This window comes from Bordetella sp. MIP270_01_BMS (assembly GCF_054958705.1).
This window is the reverse complement of the sequence record NZ_CM143297.1, coordinates 1,591,509-1,610,460: the sequence shown is the minus strand read 5'-3', so window position 1 is coordinate 1,610,460 and position 18,952 is coordinate 1,591,509. Positions and strand designations below refer to the sequence as shown.

Sequence of the window (18,952 nt, the reverse complement as noted above, 5' to 3'; positions counted from 1 at the left end):
CCCGAACGCCCCGCATAACCCGGATTCAAACTATGCTGCTTTCCGAACAGGCCTACCAGAAAATCGATCGGGAACTCGCGAAGTTCCCGGCCGACCAGCGGCAGTCGGCCATCATGGCCTCGCTGGCCATTGCCCAGGACGAAAAAGGCTGGCTGGCGCCCGAAGTCCTCGAAGACGTGGCCAACTATATCGGCGTCCCGCCCATCGCGGTCCAGGAAGTCGCCACCTTCTACAACATGTTCGACACCCGCCCGGTCGGCAAGCACAAGATCGCGGTGTGCACGAACCTGCCCTGTGCGTTGCGCGATGGCGAGAAGGCCGGCGACTACCTCAAGCGTAAGCTGGGCATCGATTACCGCGAAACCACGCCCGACGGCCAGTTCACGCTGGTCGAGGGCGAATGCATGGGCGCCTGCGGCGATTCCCCCGTGCTGATCGTGAACAACAAGCATATGTGCGTGCGCATGACCGAAGATAAGCTCGACGCGTTGCTCCAGGGCCTGCAAGGCCGGGCCGAAGGAGAATCGGCATGAGCGCACTCGACCTGTACGCCCGTCTGGGGCAGGGCCTTGATCCCAACCCGGCCAACGATCTGGCCACCTCCATGTGCCTGCATGGCCGCCATATGGGGCCGCAGATCCTGGCCGATCTCGACGGCAGCAACTGGCACCTGCAAGACTATGTGAAGCGCGGCGGCTACGAGGCGCTGCGCAAGATCCTGTCCACCGGCATGAAGCCCGAGGACGTCATTGCCGAAGTCAAGGCGTCCGGCTTGCGCGGCCGCGGTGGCGCGGGCTTTCCCACGGGGCTCAAATGGAGCTTCATGCCCCGCGCATTTCCGGGGCAGAAGTACCTGGTGTGCAACTCCGACGAAGGCGAGCCGGGCACCTTCAAAGACCGCGATATCCTGCGTTTCAATCCGCACATCGTAATCGAAGGCATGGCGATCGCCGCATATGCCATGGGCATCAGCGTGGGCTACAACTATATCCACGGCGAAATCTTCGAAGTCTATGAACGCTTCGAAGAGGCCCTGGAAGAAGCGCGCGCAGCCGGTTTCCTTGGCGACAAGATCCTGGGCTCCGATTTCAGCTTCCAGCTTCACGCGTTCCATGGCTATGGCGCGTACATCTGCGGCGAAGAAACCGCATTGCTCGAGTCGCTCGAGGGCAAGAAAGGGCAGCCTCGCTTCAAGCCGCCGTTTCCGGCCAGCTTCGGCCTGTACGGCAAGCCCACCACGATCAACAATACGGAAACCTTTGCCGCGGTGCCATGGATCATCCGTAATGGCGGGCAGGCCTACCTGGAAGTCGGCAAGCCCAACAACGGCGGCACCAAGGTGTTCTCGATCACCGGCGACGTCGAGCGCCCTGGCAACTATGAAATACCCATGGGTACGCCGTTCGCCCAGCTGCTTGAACTGGCTGGCGGCATGCGCGGCGGCCGGAAACTGAAGGCCGTCATCCCCGGTGGATCCAGCGCCCCGGTGCTGCCCGCCGACATCATGATGGACACCACCATGGACTACGACTCCATCGCCAAGGCGGGGTCGATGCTCGGGTCGGGCGCGGTCATCGTCATGGACGAGACGCGCTGCATGGTGAAGTCGCTGCTGCGCCTTTCGTATTTCTACTACGAAGAAAGCTGCGGCCAGTGCACGCCGTGCCGCGAAGGCACCGGCTGGTTGTACCGCATGGTCAATCGCATCGAACATGGCCAGGGTCGCCCCGAAGACCTCGACCTCCTCGACAACGTGGCGGGCAACATCATGGGTCGCACCATTTGCGCCCTGGGTGATGCCGCCGCGATGCCGGTGCGTGGTTTCCTAAAGCATTTTCGCGACGAATTCGCGCACCACATCGAGCACAAGTCGTGTGTGGTCCCGCAATATCTGTAGGTCTCAGGAACAGCAATGGTTGAATTAACCGTCGACGGCAATCAGGTCGAAGTCCCCGAGGGCAGCATGGTGATGCATGCCGCCCAGAAGCTGGGCCTGTACGTGCCCCATTTCTGCTACCACAAGAAACTGTCCATTGCGGCCAACTGCCGCATGTGCCTGGTTGAAGTGGAAAAAGCGCCCAAGGCGCTGCCCGCGTGCGCCACGCCTGCCACCAACGGCATGGTGGTGCACACCTGCTCTGAAAAAGCCAAGGCCGCCCAGAAGTCGGTCATGGAATTCCTGCTGATCAATCACCCGCTCGATTGCCCCATCTGCGATCAGGGCGGGGAATGCCAGCTGCAGGATCTCGCCGTCGGCTATGGAGGCTCGACGTCGCGTTATCGCGAAGAGAAGCGCGTGGTCTTTCACAAAGACCTCGGCCCGCTGGTTTCGGCCGAGGAAATGACCCGTTGCATACATTGCACACGCTGTGTGCGATTCGGCCAGGAAATCGCCGGCGTCATGGAACTCGGCATGCTGGGCCGCGGCGAGCATTCGGAAATCACCACTTTCGTGGGCCGCTCGGTCGAGTCCGAACTGTCGGGCAACATGATCGACCTCTGTCCCGTGGGTGCGCTGACTTCCAAGCCATTCCGCTACACGGCGCGCACCTGGGAACTCGCGCGGCGCCGCAGCATCAGCCCGCACGACAGCCTGGGCGCCAATCTGGTCGTCCAGGTCAAGGGCGACCGCGTCATGCGTGTCGTGCCCTACGAAGACGAGTCGATCAACGAATGCTGGATCAGCGATCGCGACCGTTTCTCGTACGAAGGCCTGAGCAGTGAAGACCGCCTGGCGGTCCCCATGATCAAGAACGCCGACGGTCAATGGCAGGAAGCCTCGTGGGCGGATGCCCTGCAGGCTGTAGCACAAGGCCTGTCCCGCGTGCGGGACAGCCATGGCGGTGGCCAGATCGGCGCGTTGGCGGCCGAATACGCCACGACCGAAGAGTTCGCCCTGCTGGGCCGCCTGGTGCGGTCGCTGGGTTCCGAGAATATCGACTTCCGCCTGCGGCAGACCGATCCCTCCTTCGATGCCGCCTTGTCGGGCGCGCCGTGGCTGGGCATGCCCGTGGCCGATCTCGATGCGCTCGATCGCGTACTGGTGGTCGGGTCTTTCCTGCGTAAAGATCATCCCCTGATGACCCAACGCCTGCGTCAGGCGGCCAAGCGCGGCACGCAGATCCTGCTGGTCGACAGCGCTGCCGACGATCCGCTGCTGCCGGTGGCCGGGCGCATCACGGTGGCTCCGTCCGGTCTGGCCCAGGCGCTGGCGCAGGTCGCCGTTGCGCTGGCGCAGGCCAAGGAACAGCCGGTCCCGGCCGAGTTCGCCGGCATTGCCGTCGACGAAGGCGCGAAACTCATTGCCGCCAGCCTGGCTTCCGGCTCCAATTCGGCCGTCCTGATGGGCAATATGGCCGTCGCTTCCCCGCAGGCGTCGCTGCTGGCGGCGAACGCCAGCCTCGTGGCCAACCTCGCCGGTGCCCGCTTCGGTTTCCTCACCTCCGGCGGCAACACGGTCGGCGGCTACCTGGCTGGCGCCGTACCGGGGCAGGGCGGCAAGACTGCCGCTGCCATGCTGGCCGATCCGCTGAAGGCCTATATCGTGCTGCATGCCGAGCCCGCGCTCGATGCCGACAACGGCCCGCAGGCCGTGGCTGCGCTGCGTGCTGCCGAATTCGCCGTGGCGCTCACTCCCTATGCTTCGGCGGCGCAAGACTGGGCCGATGTCATGCTTCCCGTTGCACCGTTTACCGAAACCTCCGGCACTTTCGTCAACGCGCAAGGCCTGGCGCAGAGCTTCAAGGGCACGGTAGCCCCGTTGGGTCAGACCCGTCCGGCCTGGAAGGTGTTGCGTGTGCTGGGCAATGTGTTGCAGTTGCAAGGCTTCGACGACGAAACCTCCGAGTCGGTGCGTGATACCGCGCTGGCCGGTGGTATCGAAAGCCGTCTGTCCAACGATATCAAGGCTGCGCCTGGCCTCGGTCGTACCCCCACTGGTCTGGAGCGCGTGGCTGACGTGCCGATCTATCGCACCGATGCCATCGTGCGCCGCTCGGGTCCGCTGCAGGATGCCCCGGCGTCAGAGCCCCCGATGGCGCGCATGAACGGCGCCACCTTGGCGGCCCTGGGTCTCGCCGCAGGCATCAAGGTGCGAGTCGCCGGCGCCACGGGCTCCGTCGAACTCGAAACCGTGCAGGACGATGCCGTTGCCGATCGTGCGGTTCGCATTTCGGCGGCATTCGAGCAGACAGCGGCCCTGGGCAGCGCATTCGGTGAACTCAGCGTGGAGCGTGCCTGACATGGAATGGCTCAATATTCTTGAAGGCCACGGTCAGGCTCTTCTCGGTCCGACCGCATGGCTGGTGCTCTGGACCATTGCCAAGATCCTCATCATTGCAGTGCCCATCATCCTGTGCGTGGCGTATCTCACGTACTGGGAACGCAAGATGATCGGCGCGATGCACGTCCGGCTGGGACCCACCCGGGTGGGCTTCCGTGGCCTGCTGCAGCCCTTTGCCGACGTTTTCAAGCTGCTTACCAAAGAAGTGGTGGTGCCCTCGCAGGCCAACAAGGTCCTGTTCGTGGTGGCGCCTGTCGTGACGCTGATGCCGGCGCTGGCCGCCTGGGCGGTCGTGCCCTTCGGCCCGGAAGTCGTCCTCGCCGACATCAACGCTGGCCTGCTGTACGTCATGGCCATCACTTCGGTCGGTGTGTACGGAGTCATCGTGGCCGGCTGGGCTTCCAACTCCAAGTACGCCTTCCTGGGCGCGCTGCGTGCTTCGGCGCAAATGCTGTCGTACGAACTGGCCATCGGCTTCGTGCTGGTGACGGTGCTGCTGGTGTCCGGCAGCCTGAACATGACCGAGATCGTGCTGGTCCAGACGCGCGGGTGGTTCGCCGACCACGGCCTCACGTTCCTGTCCTGGAACTGGCTGCCGCTGCTGCCCTTGTTCGTCATCTATGTGATATCGGCGGTTGCCGAAACGAACCGGCACCCGTTCGACGTGGTCGAGGGTGAATCCGAAATCGTGGCCGGCCACATGGTCGAGTATTCGGGCATGGCGTTCGCGCTGTTCTTCCTGGGCGAGTACGCCAACATGATCCTGCTGTCCTGCTTGGCGGCCATCATGTTCCTGGGCGGCTGGACTTCGCCGGTCGACATCGCGCCGCTGAACTGGATCCCGGGCTGGATCTGGCTGGGCATCAAGACGTTCTTCGTGGTCTCGCTGTTCGTTTGGTTCCGCGCGTCGTTTCCGCGCTACCGCTACGACCAGATCATGCGTTTGGGCTGGAAGATTTTCATTCCGCTGACCGGTGTGTGGCTGGTCGTCGTGGCGATCTGGATGCAGACGCCCTGGAACATTTGGCGCTGATGCGCCAAGCAGAGGCAGGATATGGAAGCGATCAAAGATTTTTTCGGCAGCCTGATGCTGGCCGAACTGCTCAAGGGCATGCGCCTGACGGGCAAGTACTTCTTCAAGCGCAAGGTCACCTTGCGCTATCCGATGGAAAAAACGCCGACTTCGGCGCGTTTCCGCGGCTTGCACGCCTTGCGCCGCTACCCCAATGGGGAAGAGCGCTGCATCGCCTGCAAGTTGTGCGAAGCCGTCTGCCCGGCGCTGGCCATCACCATCGAATCGGACCAGCGTGACGACGGCACCCGCCGCACCACGCGATACGACATCGACCTGACCAAGTGCATTTTCTGCGGCTTCTGTGAAGAAAGCTGCCCTGTGGACTCGATCGTGGAAACCCATATCCACGAGTACCACGGCGAAAAGCGCGGCGACCTTTATTTCACCAAAGACATGCTGCTCGCCGTTGGCGACCGCTACGAAGCCGACATCGCCCGCCGCCGGGCCGAAGACGCGCCATACCGCTGACGCCCAAGGTCTGACCCATGACATTTACCACTGTCCTGTTCTACATACTGGCCGCCGTGCTGGTGATTGCCGCGTTCCGCGTCATCACTGCGCGCAGCCCGGTCACTGCCGTACTGCACCTGATCCTGGCGTTCGCCAACGCGGCCATGCTCTGGATGCTGCTGGGCGCCGAATTCCTGGCCCTGCTGCTGGTGCTGGTCTATGTCGGCGCCGTGATGGTGCTGTTCCTGTTCGTCGTCATGATGCTCGACATACGCATCGACTCGCTGCGTGGCGGCCTGAAGACCTATCTGCCCCTGGGGCTGGTCATCGGCGCCGTGCTGGTGGTCGAGATGTCGTTCGTGCTAGGAGCCACCTGGTACGGCGCCGGTCCGCAGGCACCGGTGGCGGGTGATTACAACAACACTCGCGTGCTCGGCGAGGTGATGTACACGCAGTACGTCTACGCCGTTCAGGTGGGCGCCGCGTTGCTGCTGGTCGGCATGGTGGCTGCGATTGCGCTGACCCTGCGCCGCCGTCGCGACGCCAAGTACAACGATCCGGCCGCCGCGGTGCGCGTACGCGCGAAAGACCGCTTCCGCCTCGTGAGCATGCCTGCGCAGAGTGATCGCGCCCAGGGCCGTGTGGCCAGGCCGTCCGACGACGCCCAAGGAGCAAAATAATGACGTTGACGCTGGCCCATTATCTGGTGCTGGGGGCGATCCTGTTCGCCATCGGCATCTTCGGCATCTTCCTGAACCGCCGCAACCTGATCATCCTGCTGATGTCCATCGAGCTCGTGCTGCTGGCCGTCAACATGAATTTCGTGGCGTTTTCCAGCTGGTTCGGCGACACAGCCGGGCAAGTGTTCGTGTTTTTCATCCTGACCGTGGCGGCCGCCGAGGCCGCCATCGGGCTGGCGATTCTGGTGCTGCTGTTCCGCAACCTGAACACGATCAACGTTGACGATCTCGATCGCCTGAAGGGCTGACGGGGTATTGGAAGAAAATGTCTAGTTCACCCAACCTGTACTTGTTGATCGCGCTGGCACCATTGGCCGGCGCGATTCTTGCCGGGCTGTTCGGCACCGGGTTCCTGGGCCGACCCATCGGGCGCCGCGCGTCGCATGTCATCACCATCCTGGGCGTGCTCATCGCCACGGTGGGTTCGATCATCGTGCTGATCGACGTGCTCAACGGCCATACCTATGATGGCACCGTGTACACCTGGAGCCTCATCGGCCAGACCAAACTCGAGATCGGCTTCCTGATCGATCCGCTGTCGGCCATGATGATGGTGGTCGTGACCTCGGTGTCACTGATGGTGCACATCTATACCATCGGCTACATGGCCGATGACCCCGGCTACCAGCGCTTTTTCGCCTACATCTCGCTGTTCACGTTTTCGATGCTGATGCTGGTCATGTCCAACAACATGGTCCAGTTGTTCTTCGGCTGGGAGGCCGTGGGCCTGGTGTCGTACCTGCTGATCGGCTTCTGGTATACGCGGCCCACCGCCATCTTCGCCAATATGAAGGCGTTCCTGATCAACCGGGTGGGCGACTTCGGCTTCGTGCTGGGCATCGGGCTGCTGTTCGCCTACGCGGGCTCCATGCACTACGGCGACGTCTTTGCCCAGGCCGACAGGCTGGCCGGCGAGACTTTGCCCGGCACCGACTGGATGCTGCTCACGGTAGCGTGCATCTGCCTGTTCATTGGCGCCATGGGCAAATCGGCGCAGGTGCCGCTGCATGCATGGCTGCCTGATTCCATGGAAGGTCCCACGCCGATTTCGGCGCTGATCCACGCTGCCACCATGGTGACAGCCGGCATCTTCATGGTGGCTCGCTTTTCGCCCCTGTTCGAACTGTCCGATACGGCGCTGTCGTTCGTCATCGTGATAGGCGCGATCGGCGCACTGTTCCTGGGCATACTGGGCATCATCCAGAACGACATCAAGCGCGTCGTGGCTTATTCGACCCTGTCGCAACTGGGCTACATGACCGTTGCACTGGGCGCATCGGCATACTCGGTGGCGATTTTCCACCTGATGACCCACGCCTTCTTCAAGGCGCTGCTGTTCCTGGGCGCGGGTTCGGTCATCATCGGCATGCACCACGATCAGGACATCCGCAACATGGGCGGCCTGCGCAAGTACATGCCCATTACCTGGATCACGTTCCTGCTGGGCACGCTGGCCCTGGTGGGTACGCCGTTCTTCTCGGGCTTTTATTCCAAGGAGCACATCATCGAAGCGGCCGGCGCGGCCGGGGTGTGGGGCGCCAGTTTCGCCTATTACGCCACGTTGATCGGCGTATTCGTCACGTCGCTGTATTCGTTCCGCGTCTATTTCCTGGTGTTCCACGGCAAGGAGCGCTTCGATGCGCACGGCCATGACGCGCATGGCGGTCATGCACACGACGATCACGGGCACCATGGCGGCACGCCGCATGAGTCGCCGTGGGTCGTGACGCTGCCGCTGGTGCTGCTGGCCATCCCGTCCGTCATCATCGGCGCACTGGTGGTCGACCCCATGCTCTTCGGTGGCTTCTTCAACGGCGTGATCACGGTGTTGCCGCAGCATCCCGCCATGGCCGAGCTGACCGAGAAGTGGCATGGTTGGGTGGCGTACGGCCTGCATGCCTTCCAGACGCTGCCGTTCTGGCTGGTGGTGGCCGGTGCCGTGATTTCCTGGTACTGCTACCTGGTCAATCCCAAGGTTCCCGCGGCCATCAAGTCCAGCCTGTCCGGCGTGTACAAGCTGCTCGACAACAAGTACTACGTCGACTGGGTGAATGAGCAGATCATCGCGCGCGGCGCGCGCTGCCTGGGTCACGGACTCTGGCAAACCGGCGACCGTGGCCTGATCGATGGCCTGCTGGTCAACGGCAGCGCCCGCGTGGTGGGCTGGGTGGCCGCAGTCAGCCGCCATATCCAGTCGGGCTTCATCTATCACTACGCGTTCGCGATGATCATCGGCATCATGGCGCTGATTACTTTCTTTGTGCTGATTCCCCAATGACGGCAAGCGACATGGCATCCAACACTTTTCCCTGGCTTACGCTTGCGATCTTTGTTCCGGTCGTATTCGGCCTGCTGGTGCTGGCTCTGGGCCGCGATGATCGTCCCGGGCTGACGCGCGGACTGTCGCTGGCCGGCGCGCTGGTCGGCTTTGCAGTCACCATTCCGCTGTACACCGGTTTCGACTCCACGACGGCGGCCATGCAGTTCGTCGAGCAGGCCCCCTGGATCGAGGCGTTCAACGTCAACTACCACCTGGGTATCGACGGTATCTCGCTGTGGTTCGTGCTGCTGACGGCGTTCATCACCATCATCGTGGTGCTGGCGGGCTGGGAAATTATCACCAGCCGCGTCTCGCAATACATGGCGGCATTCCTGATCCTGTCGGGCCTGATGGTCGGCGTATTCGCCGCGCTCGACGGCATGCTGTTCTATGTATTCTTCGAAGCCACGCTGATCCCGATGTACATCATCATCGGCGTATGGGGCGGGCCCAACCGAGTCTATGCGGCCTTCAAATTCTTCCTGTACACGCTGCTGGGTTCGCTGCTGACCCTGGTCGCTTTCATCTACCTCTGGAATGCGTCGGGCGGTTCGTTCGATATCCTGACCTGGCACCAGGTGAAGCTGGGCCAGACGCCGCAGATACTGATCTTCCTGGCGCTGCTGGCGGCTTTCGCGGTGAAGGTTCCCATGTGGCCGGTGCATACCTGGCTGCCGGACGCCCACGTCGAGGCCCCCACCGGCGGGTCGGTGGTGCTGGCGGCCATCATGCTCAAGCTGGGCGCCTACGGGTTCCTGCGGTTTTCGCTGCCCATCGCGCCCGACGCCTCGCACAGTCTGGCGGGCATGATGATCGCGTTGTCGCTCATCGCCGTCATCTATATCGGCCTGGTCGCCATCGTCCAGGACGACATGAAGAAGCTGGTGGCCTACTCGTCGGTCGCCCACATGGGCTTCGTGACGCTAGGTTTCTTCATCTTCAATACGGCGGGCGTCGAAGGCGCCATCGTGCAGATGATCTCGCACGGATTCGTTTCCGGCGCGATGTTCCTCTGCATCGGCGTGCTGTATGACCGCATGCACACGCGGCGCATCGCCGACTATGGCGGCGTCATCAATGTCATGCCGCGGTTCGTCACGTTCTTCGTGCTGTTCTCGATGGCCAACGCAGGTCTGCCGGCCACCAGCGGTTTCGTGGGCGAATTCATGGTCATCATGGGCGCGGTCGAGCACAACTTCTGGATCGGCCTGCTGGCTGCCACGGCGCTCATCCTGGGCGCCTCGTATTCCTTGTGGATGGTCAAGCGGGTGGCTTTCGGCGACATCACCAACGACCACGTGCGCGAGCTCACCGACGTCAACGGCCGGGAATTCCTCATCCTGGGCGCGATGGCGATTGCCGTGTTGTTCATGGGCATCTATCCCAAGCCCTTTACCGACGTCATGCATGTCTCGGTTCAGGCCTTGCTGCAACACGTTGCCGTCTCGAAACTGTAAGACTGAACCATGATGCAATCTCAAATCGATTTCGCCCTGGCCACACCCGAGATCCTATTGCTGGTTTTCGGTCTGGCGATCCTGCTCATCGACGCCTTCAGCACCAACCCCGAGCGCAAGCCGGCATTCGTGCTGAGCTTGCTCGCCCTGGGCGTGCTGACTGTGGTTTCGCTGGTGCAGTGGAATAACGGCACCGTGGGCCGCACCTTCAACGGCCTCTATGTTGCCGACAACCTGTCGCACTTGCTGAAGGTGGCTTCGTATATCGCCGTGGCAGCCACGCTGATCTATGGGCGGGTCTACGTGCATTCGCGCGACATGCTGCGCGGCGGCGAGCTCTACGTGCTGACCCTGATGGCCCTGTTGGGCCAGATGGTCATGATCTCGGCAGGCAACCTGATCTCGGTGTATCTGGGCCTCGAGCTCATGTCCCTGGCGCTGTATGCGCTGATCGCGCTGCGCCGCGATGATGTCGTGGCTACCGAAGCTGCCATGAAGTACTTCGTGCTGGGGGCTCTGGCCTCTGGTTTCCTGTTGTATGGCATGTCCATGGTGTACGGCGCGACCGGGCAACTGGATATTGCCGAAATTGCCAAGGTGGTCGGAGCCGGCGAACAGCAAAACCTGGCGCTGGTGTTCGGCGTGGTATTCCTGGTGGCCGGGCTGGCGTTCAAGCTGGGCGCAGTTCCGTTCCACATGTGGGTGCCCGATGTCTACCAGGGCTCGCCTACCGCGGTCACGCTGATCCTGGGCGCCGCGCCCAAGCTGGCGGCGTTCGCGATCACGCTGCGCCTCTTGGTGGAAGGTCTGCACGATCTGGCCGCCGATTGGCAACCCATGCTGATGATTCTTGCCGTGCTCTCGCTGGGCATAGGCAACCTCACGGCGATTGCGCAAACCAATTTCAAGCGCATGCTGGCGTACTCCACGATATCCCACGTGGGCTTTGTACTGCTGGGCCTGATGTCGGGCGCGGTGGAAGGGCGGCCCGACGCCTCGGCGCACGCGTACGGGGCGGCCTTGTTCTACATGCTCATCTATGTGCTGACCACGCTGGGCACCTTCGGCATGATCCTGTTGCTGTCGCGCCAGGGCTTCGAGTGCGAACAGATCAATGACCTGAAAGGCCTGAACCGCCGCAGCCCGTGGCACGCCGCGATCCTGCTGCTGCTGATGTTCTCGCTGACCGGCATCCCGCCGATGGTCGGGTTCTACGCCAAGCTGGCCGTCCTGCAAGTGCTGGTCAACGCGGGGCACGTGGCGCTGGCCGTCATCGCCGTGTTGTTCTCCCTGATTGGCGCCTTCTATTACCTGCGGGTGGTCAAGGTGGTGTACTTCGACGATCCGGTTGCGGAGGTGGGCCCGGTCTCGGCGCCTTACGCGCCCCGTGGCGTGCTGTCGCTGAACGGCGCGCTTATCCTGGTGCTGGGCATCCTGCCGGGCGGTTTGATGGCGCTTTGTGTGCACGCCATTCAAACATCGCTGGGCTTGTAGCAGGGCGGGGCATGAACCAGACTCTTGCCGTCTGGCTATTGATCGCGCTGGCGCTGGTCAGCGCGAATCTGCCGTTCCTTACCGAGCGCGTACTGGCCGTTGTGCCCTGGAAGCAGGATACCAAACCGTTCTGGCTGCGCATGGCCGAGTTGCTGGTGTATTACGGATTGGTCATTGCCCTGGGGTATGCCTTCGAAGCTGCGCTGGGCAATTCCTTTGCCCAGGGCTGGGAGTTCTACGCCATCACGCTGAGCCTGTATCTGGTGCTGGGATACCCCGGCTTCGTGTACCGGTATCTGTTCAAGCGGCATCCGTCCTTGCGATCCTGACACCCGTTGCTTATGAAGCGCCTGCACGCAGGCGCTTTTTTTTGCCTGCGCCACGCCACGGCGTTGTAAATCGGCATTGGGTGGGATGGATTCAGGTAGCTGTCAGTCCATAGGTCCACAATGTAGCCCCATTAAAGAATAAGAATCGTTGTTGTTTTCATTAATGGAGAAGAATGTTGAGATCCCTGGATTCGTATTCGATGAATACGCTGGCGTCGTCGCTTGCAGCCGCTATGGTTGCTCCGGCGTTCTTGGTGTCTATCCCCGCCGACGCACAGACCTCGGTGCCGCAGCTTTCCCCGGTGCAGGTGGAGGGAGAGGCATCGCCGTACGACGTGCAGGTGTCCAGGTCTCCCAAAATGACGGCTCCGCTGGTGGATACGCCGCGCACCGTGCAAGTCGTGCCGCAGCAGGTGATCCAGGACCAGGCCGCGACGTCCCTGCAAGACGTGTTGCGCAATTCGCCCGGGATCACGTTCGGTGCGGGTGAGGGAGGACGCGCGGGGGGCGACCTGCCCATCATCCGCGGCCAGAACTCGGCCGGCAGCATTTTCGTCGATGGCGTGCGCGACACCAGCACGCAGACCCGCGATACCTTCAACCTGGAGCAGGTGGAAATCATCAAGGGGCCGGATTCGGTGTATTCGGGCCGGGGTGGGGCCGGGGGCAGCATCAATCTTGTGACGAAGAAGCCGAAGGGCGACGATTTCGCGGAGGGCAGCCTACAGGCAGGCACCGACAACAACTACCGGGCCACGGTGGACGGCAACTGGCGCCTGGGTGATCAGGCGGCGTTCCGATTGAACCTGATGGGTAACAAGGGCGACGTACCGGGGCGCGACAGCGCCGTGGACTTCGAACGATGGGGCGTGGCCCCGTCGCTGACCCTGGGCCTGGGCACGCCCACGCGAATTACGCTGAGCTTCCAGCATTACCAGGACGACAGCATGCCCGATTATTCGATTCCTTACGACCCGGAATCGGGGCAGCCGGTGACCGAGACGCGCGGCGTCAGTCGTAAGACCTTCTATGGGCTGACGGGCCGCGATTTCATGCGGCAGCGTGACGACACCGGCACGCTGGATATCCAGCACGATATATCCGACCGACTGCAGCTGCGCAACGTGACGCGCTATACGCGCGCCACCATGGATTTTGCCGCCACCAACCCGGACGACAGCAAAGGCAACGTGGTAAACGGCCTGGTCTACCGTGGCCTGAAATCGGGCTACTTTGCCACGAAGACGTTTACCAACCAGACCGACCTGACGGGCGAGTTCAGCACGGGCAGCCTGACGCACAACTTCGACGTCGGGTTTGAATACACCAACGTGGTCCAGGACAAGGACGGCTACGACGAGCTGGGCAAGCCCGGCAACAGCACGAATTGTTCGACGGCTCCCATGGCAGGCTCGCCCTGGTGCACGTCGTTGTGGAACGCCGATCCGCATACCTATTACCCGGGCCGACTTCAGCGCCGTGATGATCCGGCCACGTACACGACCAACACCCTGGCCGTGTACGGCTTTGACACGATCAAGTTCAACGAGCAGTGGCAGGCCAGCGTGGGACTGCGCTGGGACAACTACAAGATCAGCGGCAGAAACATCGCCCCGGGCCGCGGCGCACCGGCCGGTGCACCCAACTACAACGCCAGCCGGGAAGACAATCTGTTCAATTACCAGTTGGGGCTGGCATACAAGCCGCTTCCCAACGGCACGATCTATGCCACCTTCGGTACGTCGTCGACCCCATCGTCCGTGGCCGGCAGTAACGTCAATGATGTCGTGTCATCAGACAGCGCGAATCTCGAGCCCGAAAAGAGCCGCACCGTCGAACTGGGAACCAAGTGGCAGGTGTTCGACGATCGCCTGATGCTGACCGCCGCCCTGTTTCAGGATGTGCGCAAGAACACCAATGTGGCCGTTTCCGCCACCGAGAGCGAGCAGGTGGGCAAGGCCAAGGTACGCGGAATCGAACTGGGCTTTTCCGGCAGCATCACGCCCAAATGGAATGTATTCGGCGGCTATACGTTCATGGACAGCGAACTGGTCGAAGGCGCCTTCGGCAGTGGTGCAGTCGGGCAGGATCTGCCCAACACGCCCCGCAACGCTTTCAGCCTGTGGACCACGTATAAGGTGCTTCCGCGGCTGACGGTGGGCGGCGGCGCCTATTACATGGACAAGGTCTATGGCAACTCGGACTCCGGCCGCAACGCTGACGGCTCGCCCAAGGCGCGGTGGGTGCCGTCGTACTGGCGTTTCGATGCAATGGCGGCCTATCAGTTCAATGACCACCTGAGCGCACAGCTGAACGTCGTCAATCTGTTCGACGAAACCTACTACACCCGGGCCTATGCTTCACACTATGCGGCGCTGGGTACAGGGCGCGCCGCGATGCTGACCGTTAACGTCAAGTACTGAGGCGGCAGGCCACGCCCAACGGGCGTGGTCAGCTCTCGAACCAGTTCAGCACGCCGTCCAGGCCCGCCACATTCAGGGCGTACGGGGTCTGCTCGCGCACGATGGGCTTGGCTCGGTAGGCCACGGCATAACGGGCAGCGCCCAGCATTTTCAGGTCGTTGGCGCCATCGCCCAGCGCAATGGTCTGCTCGGGTGTGGCACCGTGCGCCTGAGCAAAGGCTCGCAAGTGGGCCAGCTTGGCGTCGGCGTCGAGGATGTCGCCCAGCACCTTGCCCGTGAGTACGCCATCGCGAATTTCGAGCGTGTTGGCATGGGCGCTGTCGAGTTGCAGGCGCTCGCGCAGTCGTTCGGTGAAGAACGTGAAGCCACCGGATACCAGCAGCACCTTCAAACCCGCGGCCCGTGCCGTGGATATGAGGCGTTCTGCGCCGGGGTTCAGCCGCAATTTGTCGCTGTACACCTGATCCAGTGCGGTGGCTGGCGTGCCTGCGAGCAGTGCCACGCGGCGCCGGAGGCTTTCGGCGAAGTCTTTGATTTCGCCGCGCATGGCCGCCTCGGTGATCTGCGCCACCTGTTGCTTGACGCCGACCACGCCCGCGATCTCATCGATGCATTCGATGTTGATCAGGGTCGAGTCCATGTCCATGGCCAGCACCTTGCACTGCGACAGGCGTGCACCGGCCTGCACGTAGGCGGTGTCCACTCCATGCTGTTCTCCCCATTGGGTGACTTGCGCGCGCGTCGTGGCGTCGTGCTCGGCGTCGAGCAGCCGGGCTGCGGTGGCCCCCAGTTGCACGACACCCTGGGCCTGGGCCAGCGCGGCCAACTGCTCGGTCTGGGCGGCGGTCAGGCCGGGAGATTGGATGACTAGGTGGTAGGAAGACATAGGGTCTGCAGGAAGGCGGTGTCGGCGGGATGTTACTTCAGTGTACGCAGCACGGCACGCACGGCGTCGGCTCGCGCGGCAACCTGCGGAGCCTTGAACTCGATGCGCAGCTTGTCCTGCCCGGCCAGTTTGATGTGTCGCTGCTTCTGTACCAATTCGATAATGCGCAGCGGATCCACGGTGGCCTTGGGACCGAACTGCAGCGAAGCCTGGGTTTCGCTGGCATCGATCTTGACGATACCCAGCGGCTGGGCTGCGAGGCGAAGCCGATGTGTGGAGAGCAGGACCTGGGCGGGCTCGGGCAGCTTGCCGAAGCGGTCTATCAGTTCTTCCTGGATGCGGATGAGGTCGTCTTCGTCGGCCGCGTGTGCCAGCCGCTTGTAGATGCCCAGACGCGCGTGCACGTCGGCGCAATACTCGGCGGGCAACAGGGCAGGCGCGTGGAGGTTGACCTCGCAGGCGAAGTTGAAGGGCGCGTCCATATCGGGCTCTTCGCCGGCCTTGAGCGCGCGCACTGCCTCGTTGAGCATCTCGCTGTACATCGAAAAGCCGATTTCATGGATATTGCCCGATTGCGATTCGCCCAGCACCTCGCCGGTGCCGCGGATTTCGAGGTCGTGCATGGCCAGGTAGAAGCCCGAGCCGAGTTCTTCCATGGCCTGGATCGCTTCAAGCCGCTTTTTGGCATTGGACGTGATGGCATCTTCGCCGGGCGTGAGCAGATAGGCGTACGCCTGGTGGTGGGAGCGGCCCACGCGGCCCCGCAACTGGTGCAGCTGGGCCAGGCCGAAGCGGTCGGCGCGATGGATCACAATGGTGTTGGCCGAAGGAACGTCGATGCCGGTCTCGATGATGGTGGTGCACAGCAGCACATTGAAGCGTTGCTGGTAGAAGCCCTTCATGACCTGTTCGAGTTCGCGCTCGGGCATCTGGCCGTGGGCGACGGCAATGCGCGCTTCGGGCACCAGTTCTTCCAGACGGGCACGCCGGTTGTGGATGGTCTCGACTTCGTTGTGCAGAAAATAGGCCTGGCCGCCGCGCTTGAGCTCGCGCAGCAGTGCCTCGCGGATGGTGCTGGCGTCTTCGCGCCGCACGAACGTCTTGATGGCCAGGCGCTTTTGCGGCGCGGTGGCGATCACGGAAAAGTCGCGTATGCCTTCCAGCGACATGCCCAGCGTGCGCGGAATGGGCGTGGCGGTCAGGGTGAGTACGTCGACCTCGGCGCGCAAGGCTTTCAAGGCCTCTTTCTGACGTACGCCGAAACGATGTTCTTCATCGATGATCACGAGGCCCAGGCGCTTGAACCGCACATCCTTGGACAGGATCTTGTGCGTGCCGATGACGATATCGACGCGTCCGTCATTGATGCCTTGAACGGCCTCAGTCACTTCCTTCGAGGACCGGAACCGGGACAGTTCCACCACCCGCACGGGCCAGTCGGCGAAGCGGTCGGCAAATGTCTGCGCATGCTGCTCCGCCAGCAGGGTGGTGGGGCACAGCAGCGCCACCTGTTTGCCGTTGGCCACGGCCAGGAAGGCGGCGCGAAGCGCCACTTCGGTCTTACCGAAGCCCACGTCGCCGCAGACGAGCCTGTCCATTGGACGGCCGGAGGTCATGTCGGCGATGACGGCCTGGATTGCGGCCTGCTGGTCGACGGTTTCCTCGAAGCCGAAGCCTTCGGCAAATGCCTCGTAATCATTGAGCGGCAGCTTGAACGTATAGCCTTCGCGCGCCGCGCGTTGCGCATAGAGCGCAAGCAGTTCGGCAGCCGTGTCGCGCACCTGGCGGGCAGCCTTGCGGCGCGCCTTGTCCCACTGGCCGGAGCCCAATTGGTGCAGCGGCGCGGCATCGGGGTCTGCGCCGCTGTAGCGAGTAATGACATGCAGCTGCGATACGGGCACGTACAGGGTGCTGCCGTTTGCATATTCGAGATGCAGGAATTCCATCTCGCCCTGGCCCATGTCCATGTTGACCAGGCCGTGATAACGGCCGATGCCGTGCTGCGCGTGGACGACCGGGTCGCCCTCGCGCAACTCGGACAGGTCGCGCACCATGGCCTCGACGTTGCTGGCATGTTCCTGGTCGCGCCGCCTGCGGCGCGGCGCCCCGGCATGCCCGGGGTACAGGTCGTTTTCGGTGAGAAATGTCAGTCCCGCTGCCGGGATGCCAAAGCCGGTGGTCAGGGGCGCGGCGCCGAGTCCGAATGCGGCCTGCGATGCCAGGAACGCCTGGATGCTCTCGGGCTGCAAATCGGGCGCGAGACCGAATTCGGCCAGCATCTGAGCCAGGGTCTCGCGGCGGCCCGCCGAATCGGCGCACAGCAGCACGCGCGCATCGCCGCGCGCGAGCAGGGCGCGCAGGCGAGCCACCGGGTCTTCGGCGCGGCGGCTGACGCTTACGTCCGGAATGGCGCTGAAGTCCGGGTGGGGGCCATTTTCGGTCAGTGCCAGCCTGGCGAAGGCCTTGAAGCGCCCGTATAGACCTTCGGCGTCGAGAAACAGGGTGTTGGGCGGCAGCACCGGGCGTTCGCGGTCGCTTTTCAGAAAGCTGTAGCGGCTGGCCGTGTCATGGGCGAACCGCTGCACGGCGTCGTCGATGTCGCCGATCGTGACGGCGATGGCGTCATTCGGCAGGTAATCGAACAGCGTGGCGGTTTCGTCGAAAAACAGCGGCAGATAATATTCAACCCCCGCGAACGCGATGCCGTTGCCGATGTCTTTGTAGGGCAGGGCGCGCGACGGATCGCCTTCGAATACCTCGCGAAAGCGCGCGCGGAAGCGGTTGCGGGCCGCTTCGTCCATGGGAAACTCGCGGCCCGGCAGCAGTTCCACTTCGCGCACCGGGTACAGGCTGCGCTGCGTGTCGACGTCGAAGCTGCGGATGGATTCGATCTCATCGTCGAAGAGGTCCAGCCGGTATGGCACTGCGGAACCCATGGGGAACAAGTCGATCAACCCCCCGCGCAGGCAGAATTCGCCGGGCGCGGTGACCTGGGTGACGTGACTGTAGTTCGCCAGGGTCAGTTGCGCGCGCAGTGCAGCTTCGTCGAGCCGGTCTTTCTGCTTGAACGAGAACGTGTAGGCGGCCAGGAACGCGGGGGGCGCGAGCCGGTAAAGCGCCGTGGTCACGGGCACCAGCAGTACGTCGACCGCGTCCTGCATCAGCGCGTGCAGCGTGTGCAGACGCGCCGATACCAGGTCCTGGTGCGGAGAAAAGGCGTCGTAAGGCAGCGTTTCCCAGTCGGGCAACTGGCGCACGCGCAACTCTGGACCGAACTGCGGAATCTCGTCGGCAAGGCGCTGAGCCTCGAGCGGAGCCGCGGTCAGGATGATGAGCGGGCGACCCGACTGGCGAGCCAGGTCGGCCAGCAGAAAGGCATCGGCCGAGCCGGGAGGGCGCGGCTGGGCGTAGCGGGCGCCGGGCTTCAGGGCGGACAGCGTGGCAGCGGTGGCGGGGAGTCGCGGCGTCGCGTCTGGGAGAGAGGAATCGGGCATCA

14 protein-coding genes are annotated in these 18,952 nt (G+C 63.1%); 12 read left to right on the top strand and 2 right to left on the bottom strand.

Annotation, left to right across the window (positions count from 1 at the left end):
* Positions 1-32 precede the first annotated feature (32 nt).
* From nuoE to ACV17W_RS07365, 12 genes are all read left to right on the top strand, one after another.
* Positions 33-533 carry an NADH-quinone oxidoreductase subunit NuoE gene (gene nuoE, locus ACV17W_RS07420; RefSeq protein ID WP_462595782.1) on the top strand — a complete coding sequence of 167 codons (501 nt, stop codon included), beginning with the start codon at positions 33-35 and terminating at the stop codon, positions 531-533.
* Positions 530-1,897, top strand: coding sequence for an NADH-quinone oxidoreductase subunit NuoF (nuoF, locus tag ACV17W_RS07415; RefSeq protein WP_462595781.1), 1,368 nt, complete (start codon positions 530-532; stop codon positions 1,895-1,897). The genes nuoE and nuoF overlap by 4 nt, the downstream gene beginning before the upstream one ends.
* A 15-nt stretch (positions 1,898-1,912) precedes the next feature.
* Entirely contained in the window at positions 1,913-4,240 is a 2,328-nt protein-coding gene (nuoG, locus tag ACV17W_RS07410; RefSeq protein ID WP_462595780.1) for an NADH-quinone oxidoreductase subunit NuoG, read from the top strand.
* Position 4,241: 1 nt separating this feature from the next.
* The gene (nuoH, locus tag ACV17W_RS07405; RefSeq protein ID WP_462595779.1) at positions 4,242-5,315 is read left to right on the top strand and encodes an NADH-quinone oxidoreductase subunit NuoH; all 1,074 of its coding nucleotides are present in this window, start codon (positions 4,242-4,244) and stop codon (positions 5,313-5,315) included.
* 21 nt (positions 5,316-5,336) lie between these two features.
* Positions 5,337-5,825 carry an NADH-quinone oxidoreductase subunit NuoI gene (gene nuoI, locus ACV17W_RS07400; protein ID WP_462595778.1) on the top strand — a complete coding sequence of 163 codons (489 nt, stop codon included), beginning with the start codon at positions 5,337-5,339 and terminating at the stop codon, positions 5,823-5,825.
* 17 nt (positions 5,826-5,842) lie between these two features.
* The gene (locus ACV17W_RS07395) at positions 5,843-6,487 is read left to right on the top strand and encodes an NADH-quinone oxidoreductase subunit J (protein WP_462595777.1); all 645 of its coding nucleotides are present in this window, start codon (positions 5,843-5,845) and stop codon (positions 6,485-6,487) included.
* Positions 6,487-6,795, top strand: coding sequence for an NADH-quinone oxidoreductase subunit NuoK (gene nuoK, locus ACV17W_RS07390; protein ID WP_026640290.1), 309 nt, complete (start codon positions 6,487-6,489; stop codon positions 6,793-6,795). The genes ACV17W_RS07395 and nuoK overlap by 1 nt, the downstream gene beginning before the upstream one ends.
* Before the next feature lie 17 nt (positions 6,796-6,812).
* On the top strand, positions 6,813-8,825 hold the full coding sequence (gene nuoL / locus ACV17W_RS07385) for an NADH-quinone oxidoreductase subunit L (RefSeq protein WP_462595776.1): 2,013 nt from the start codon (positions 6,813-6,815) through the stop codon (positions 8,823-8,825).
* Entirely contained in the window at positions 8,822-10,324 is a 1,503-nt protein-coding gene (locus ACV17W_RS07380) for an NADH-quinone oxidoreductase subunit M (protein ID WP_462595775.1), read from the top strand. The genes nuoL and ACV17W_RS07380 overlap by 4 nt, the downstream gene beginning before the upstream one ends.
* Before the next feature lie 9 nt (positions 10,325-10,333).
* Positions 10,334-11,818 (top strand): NADH-quinone oxidoreductase subunit NuoN, encoded by a 1,485-nt coding sequence (gene nuoN, locus ACV17W_RS07375; RefSeq protein ID WP_462595773.1) that lies wholly within the window; start codon positions 10,334-10,336, stop codon positions 11,816-11,818.
* Positions 11,819-11,829: 11 nt separating this feature from the next.
* Complete coding sequence (locus ACV17W_RS07370; protein WP_462595772.1) at positions 11,830-12,147, top strand: DUF2818 family protein; 318 nt, start codon at positions 11,830-11,832, stop codon at positions 12,145-12,147.
* A 173-nt stretch (positions 12,148-12,320) separates the two neighbouring features.
* Positions 12,321-14,570, top strand: coding sequence for a TonB-dependent receptor (locus ACV17W_RS07365; RefSeq protein WP_462595771.1), 2,250 nt, complete (start codon positions 12,321-12,323; stop codon positions 14,568-14,570).
* A gap of 28 nt (positions 14,571-14,598) precedes the next feature.
* Here the strand turns inward: ACV17W_RS07365 and serB are convergent, their stop codons facing one another.
* Together serB and mfd are read right to left on the bottom strand one after the other, a co-directional pair.
* Positions 14,599-15,456, bottom strand: a complete 858-nt coding sequence (gene serB / locus ACV17W_RS07360) for a phosphoserine phosphatase SerB (protein ID WP_462595770.1) — start codon at positions 15,454-15,456, stop codon at positions 14,599-14,601.
* A gap of 32 nt (positions 15,457-15,488) precedes the next feature.
* Entirely contained in the window at positions 15,489-18,950 is a 3,462-nt protein-coding gene (mfd, locus tag ACV17W_RS07355) for a transcription-repair coupling factor (protein WP_462595769.1), read from the bottom strand.
* Between the last annotated feature and the right edge of the window lie 2 nt (positions 18,951-18,952).

Bases quoted from the DNA above. Each gene is read 5' to 3' on its own strand.
- nuoF (WP_462595781.1), top strand. From the start codon at position 530: ATGAGCGCACTCGACCTGTACGCCCGTCTGGGGCAGGGCCTTGATCCC.
- ACV17W_RS07380 (WP_462595775.1), top strand. From the start codon at position 8,822: ATGACGGCAAGCGACATGGCATCCAACACTTTTCCCTGGCTTACGCTT.
- ACV17W_RS07370 (WP_462595772.1), top strand. From the start codon at position 11,830: ATGAACCAGACTCTTGCCGTCTGGCTATTGATCGCGCTGGCGCTGGTC.
- nuoI (WP_462595778.1), top strand. From the start codon at position 5,337: ATGGAAGCGATCAAAGATTTTTTCGGCAGCCTGATGCTGGCCGAACTG.
- serB (WP_462595770.1), bottom strand. From the start codon at position 15,456: ATGTCTTCCTACCACCTAGTCATCCAATCTCCCGGCCTGACCGCCGCC.
- nuoN (WP_462595773.1), top strand. From the start codon at position 10,334: ATGATGCAATCTCAAATCGATTTCGCCCTGGCCACACCCGAGATCCTA.
- nuoG (WP_462595780.1), top strand. From the start codon at position 1,913: ATGGTTGAATTAACCGTCGACGGCAATCAGGTCGAAGTCCCCGAGGGC.
- nuoK (WP_026640290.1), top strand. From the start codon at position 6,487: ATGACGTTGACGCTGGCCCATTATCTGGTGCTGGGGGCGATCCTGTTC.
- ACV17W_RS07365 (WP_462595771.1), top strand. From the start codon at position 12,321: ATGTTGAGATCCCTGGATTCGTATTCGATGAATACGCTGGCGTCGTCG.
- nuoL (WP_462595776.1), top strand. From the start codon at position 6,813: ATGTCTAGTTCACCCAACCTGTACTTGTTGATCGCGCTGGCACCATTG.
- ACV17W_RS07395 (WP_462595777.1), top strand. From the start codon at position 5,843: ATGACATTTACCACTGTCCTGTTCTACATACTGGCCGCCGTGCTGGTG.
- mfd (WP_462595769.1), bottom strand. From the start codon at position 18,950: ATGCCCGATTCCTCTCTCCCAGACGCGACGCCGCGACTCCCCGCCACC.
- nuoE (WP_462595782.1), top strand. From the start codon at position 33: ATGCTGCTTTCCGAACAGGCCTACCAGAAAATCGATCGGGAACTCGCG.
- nuoH (WP_462595779.1), top strand. From the start codon at position 4,242: ATGGAATGGCTCAATATTCTTGAAGGCCACGGTCAGGCTCTTCTCGGT.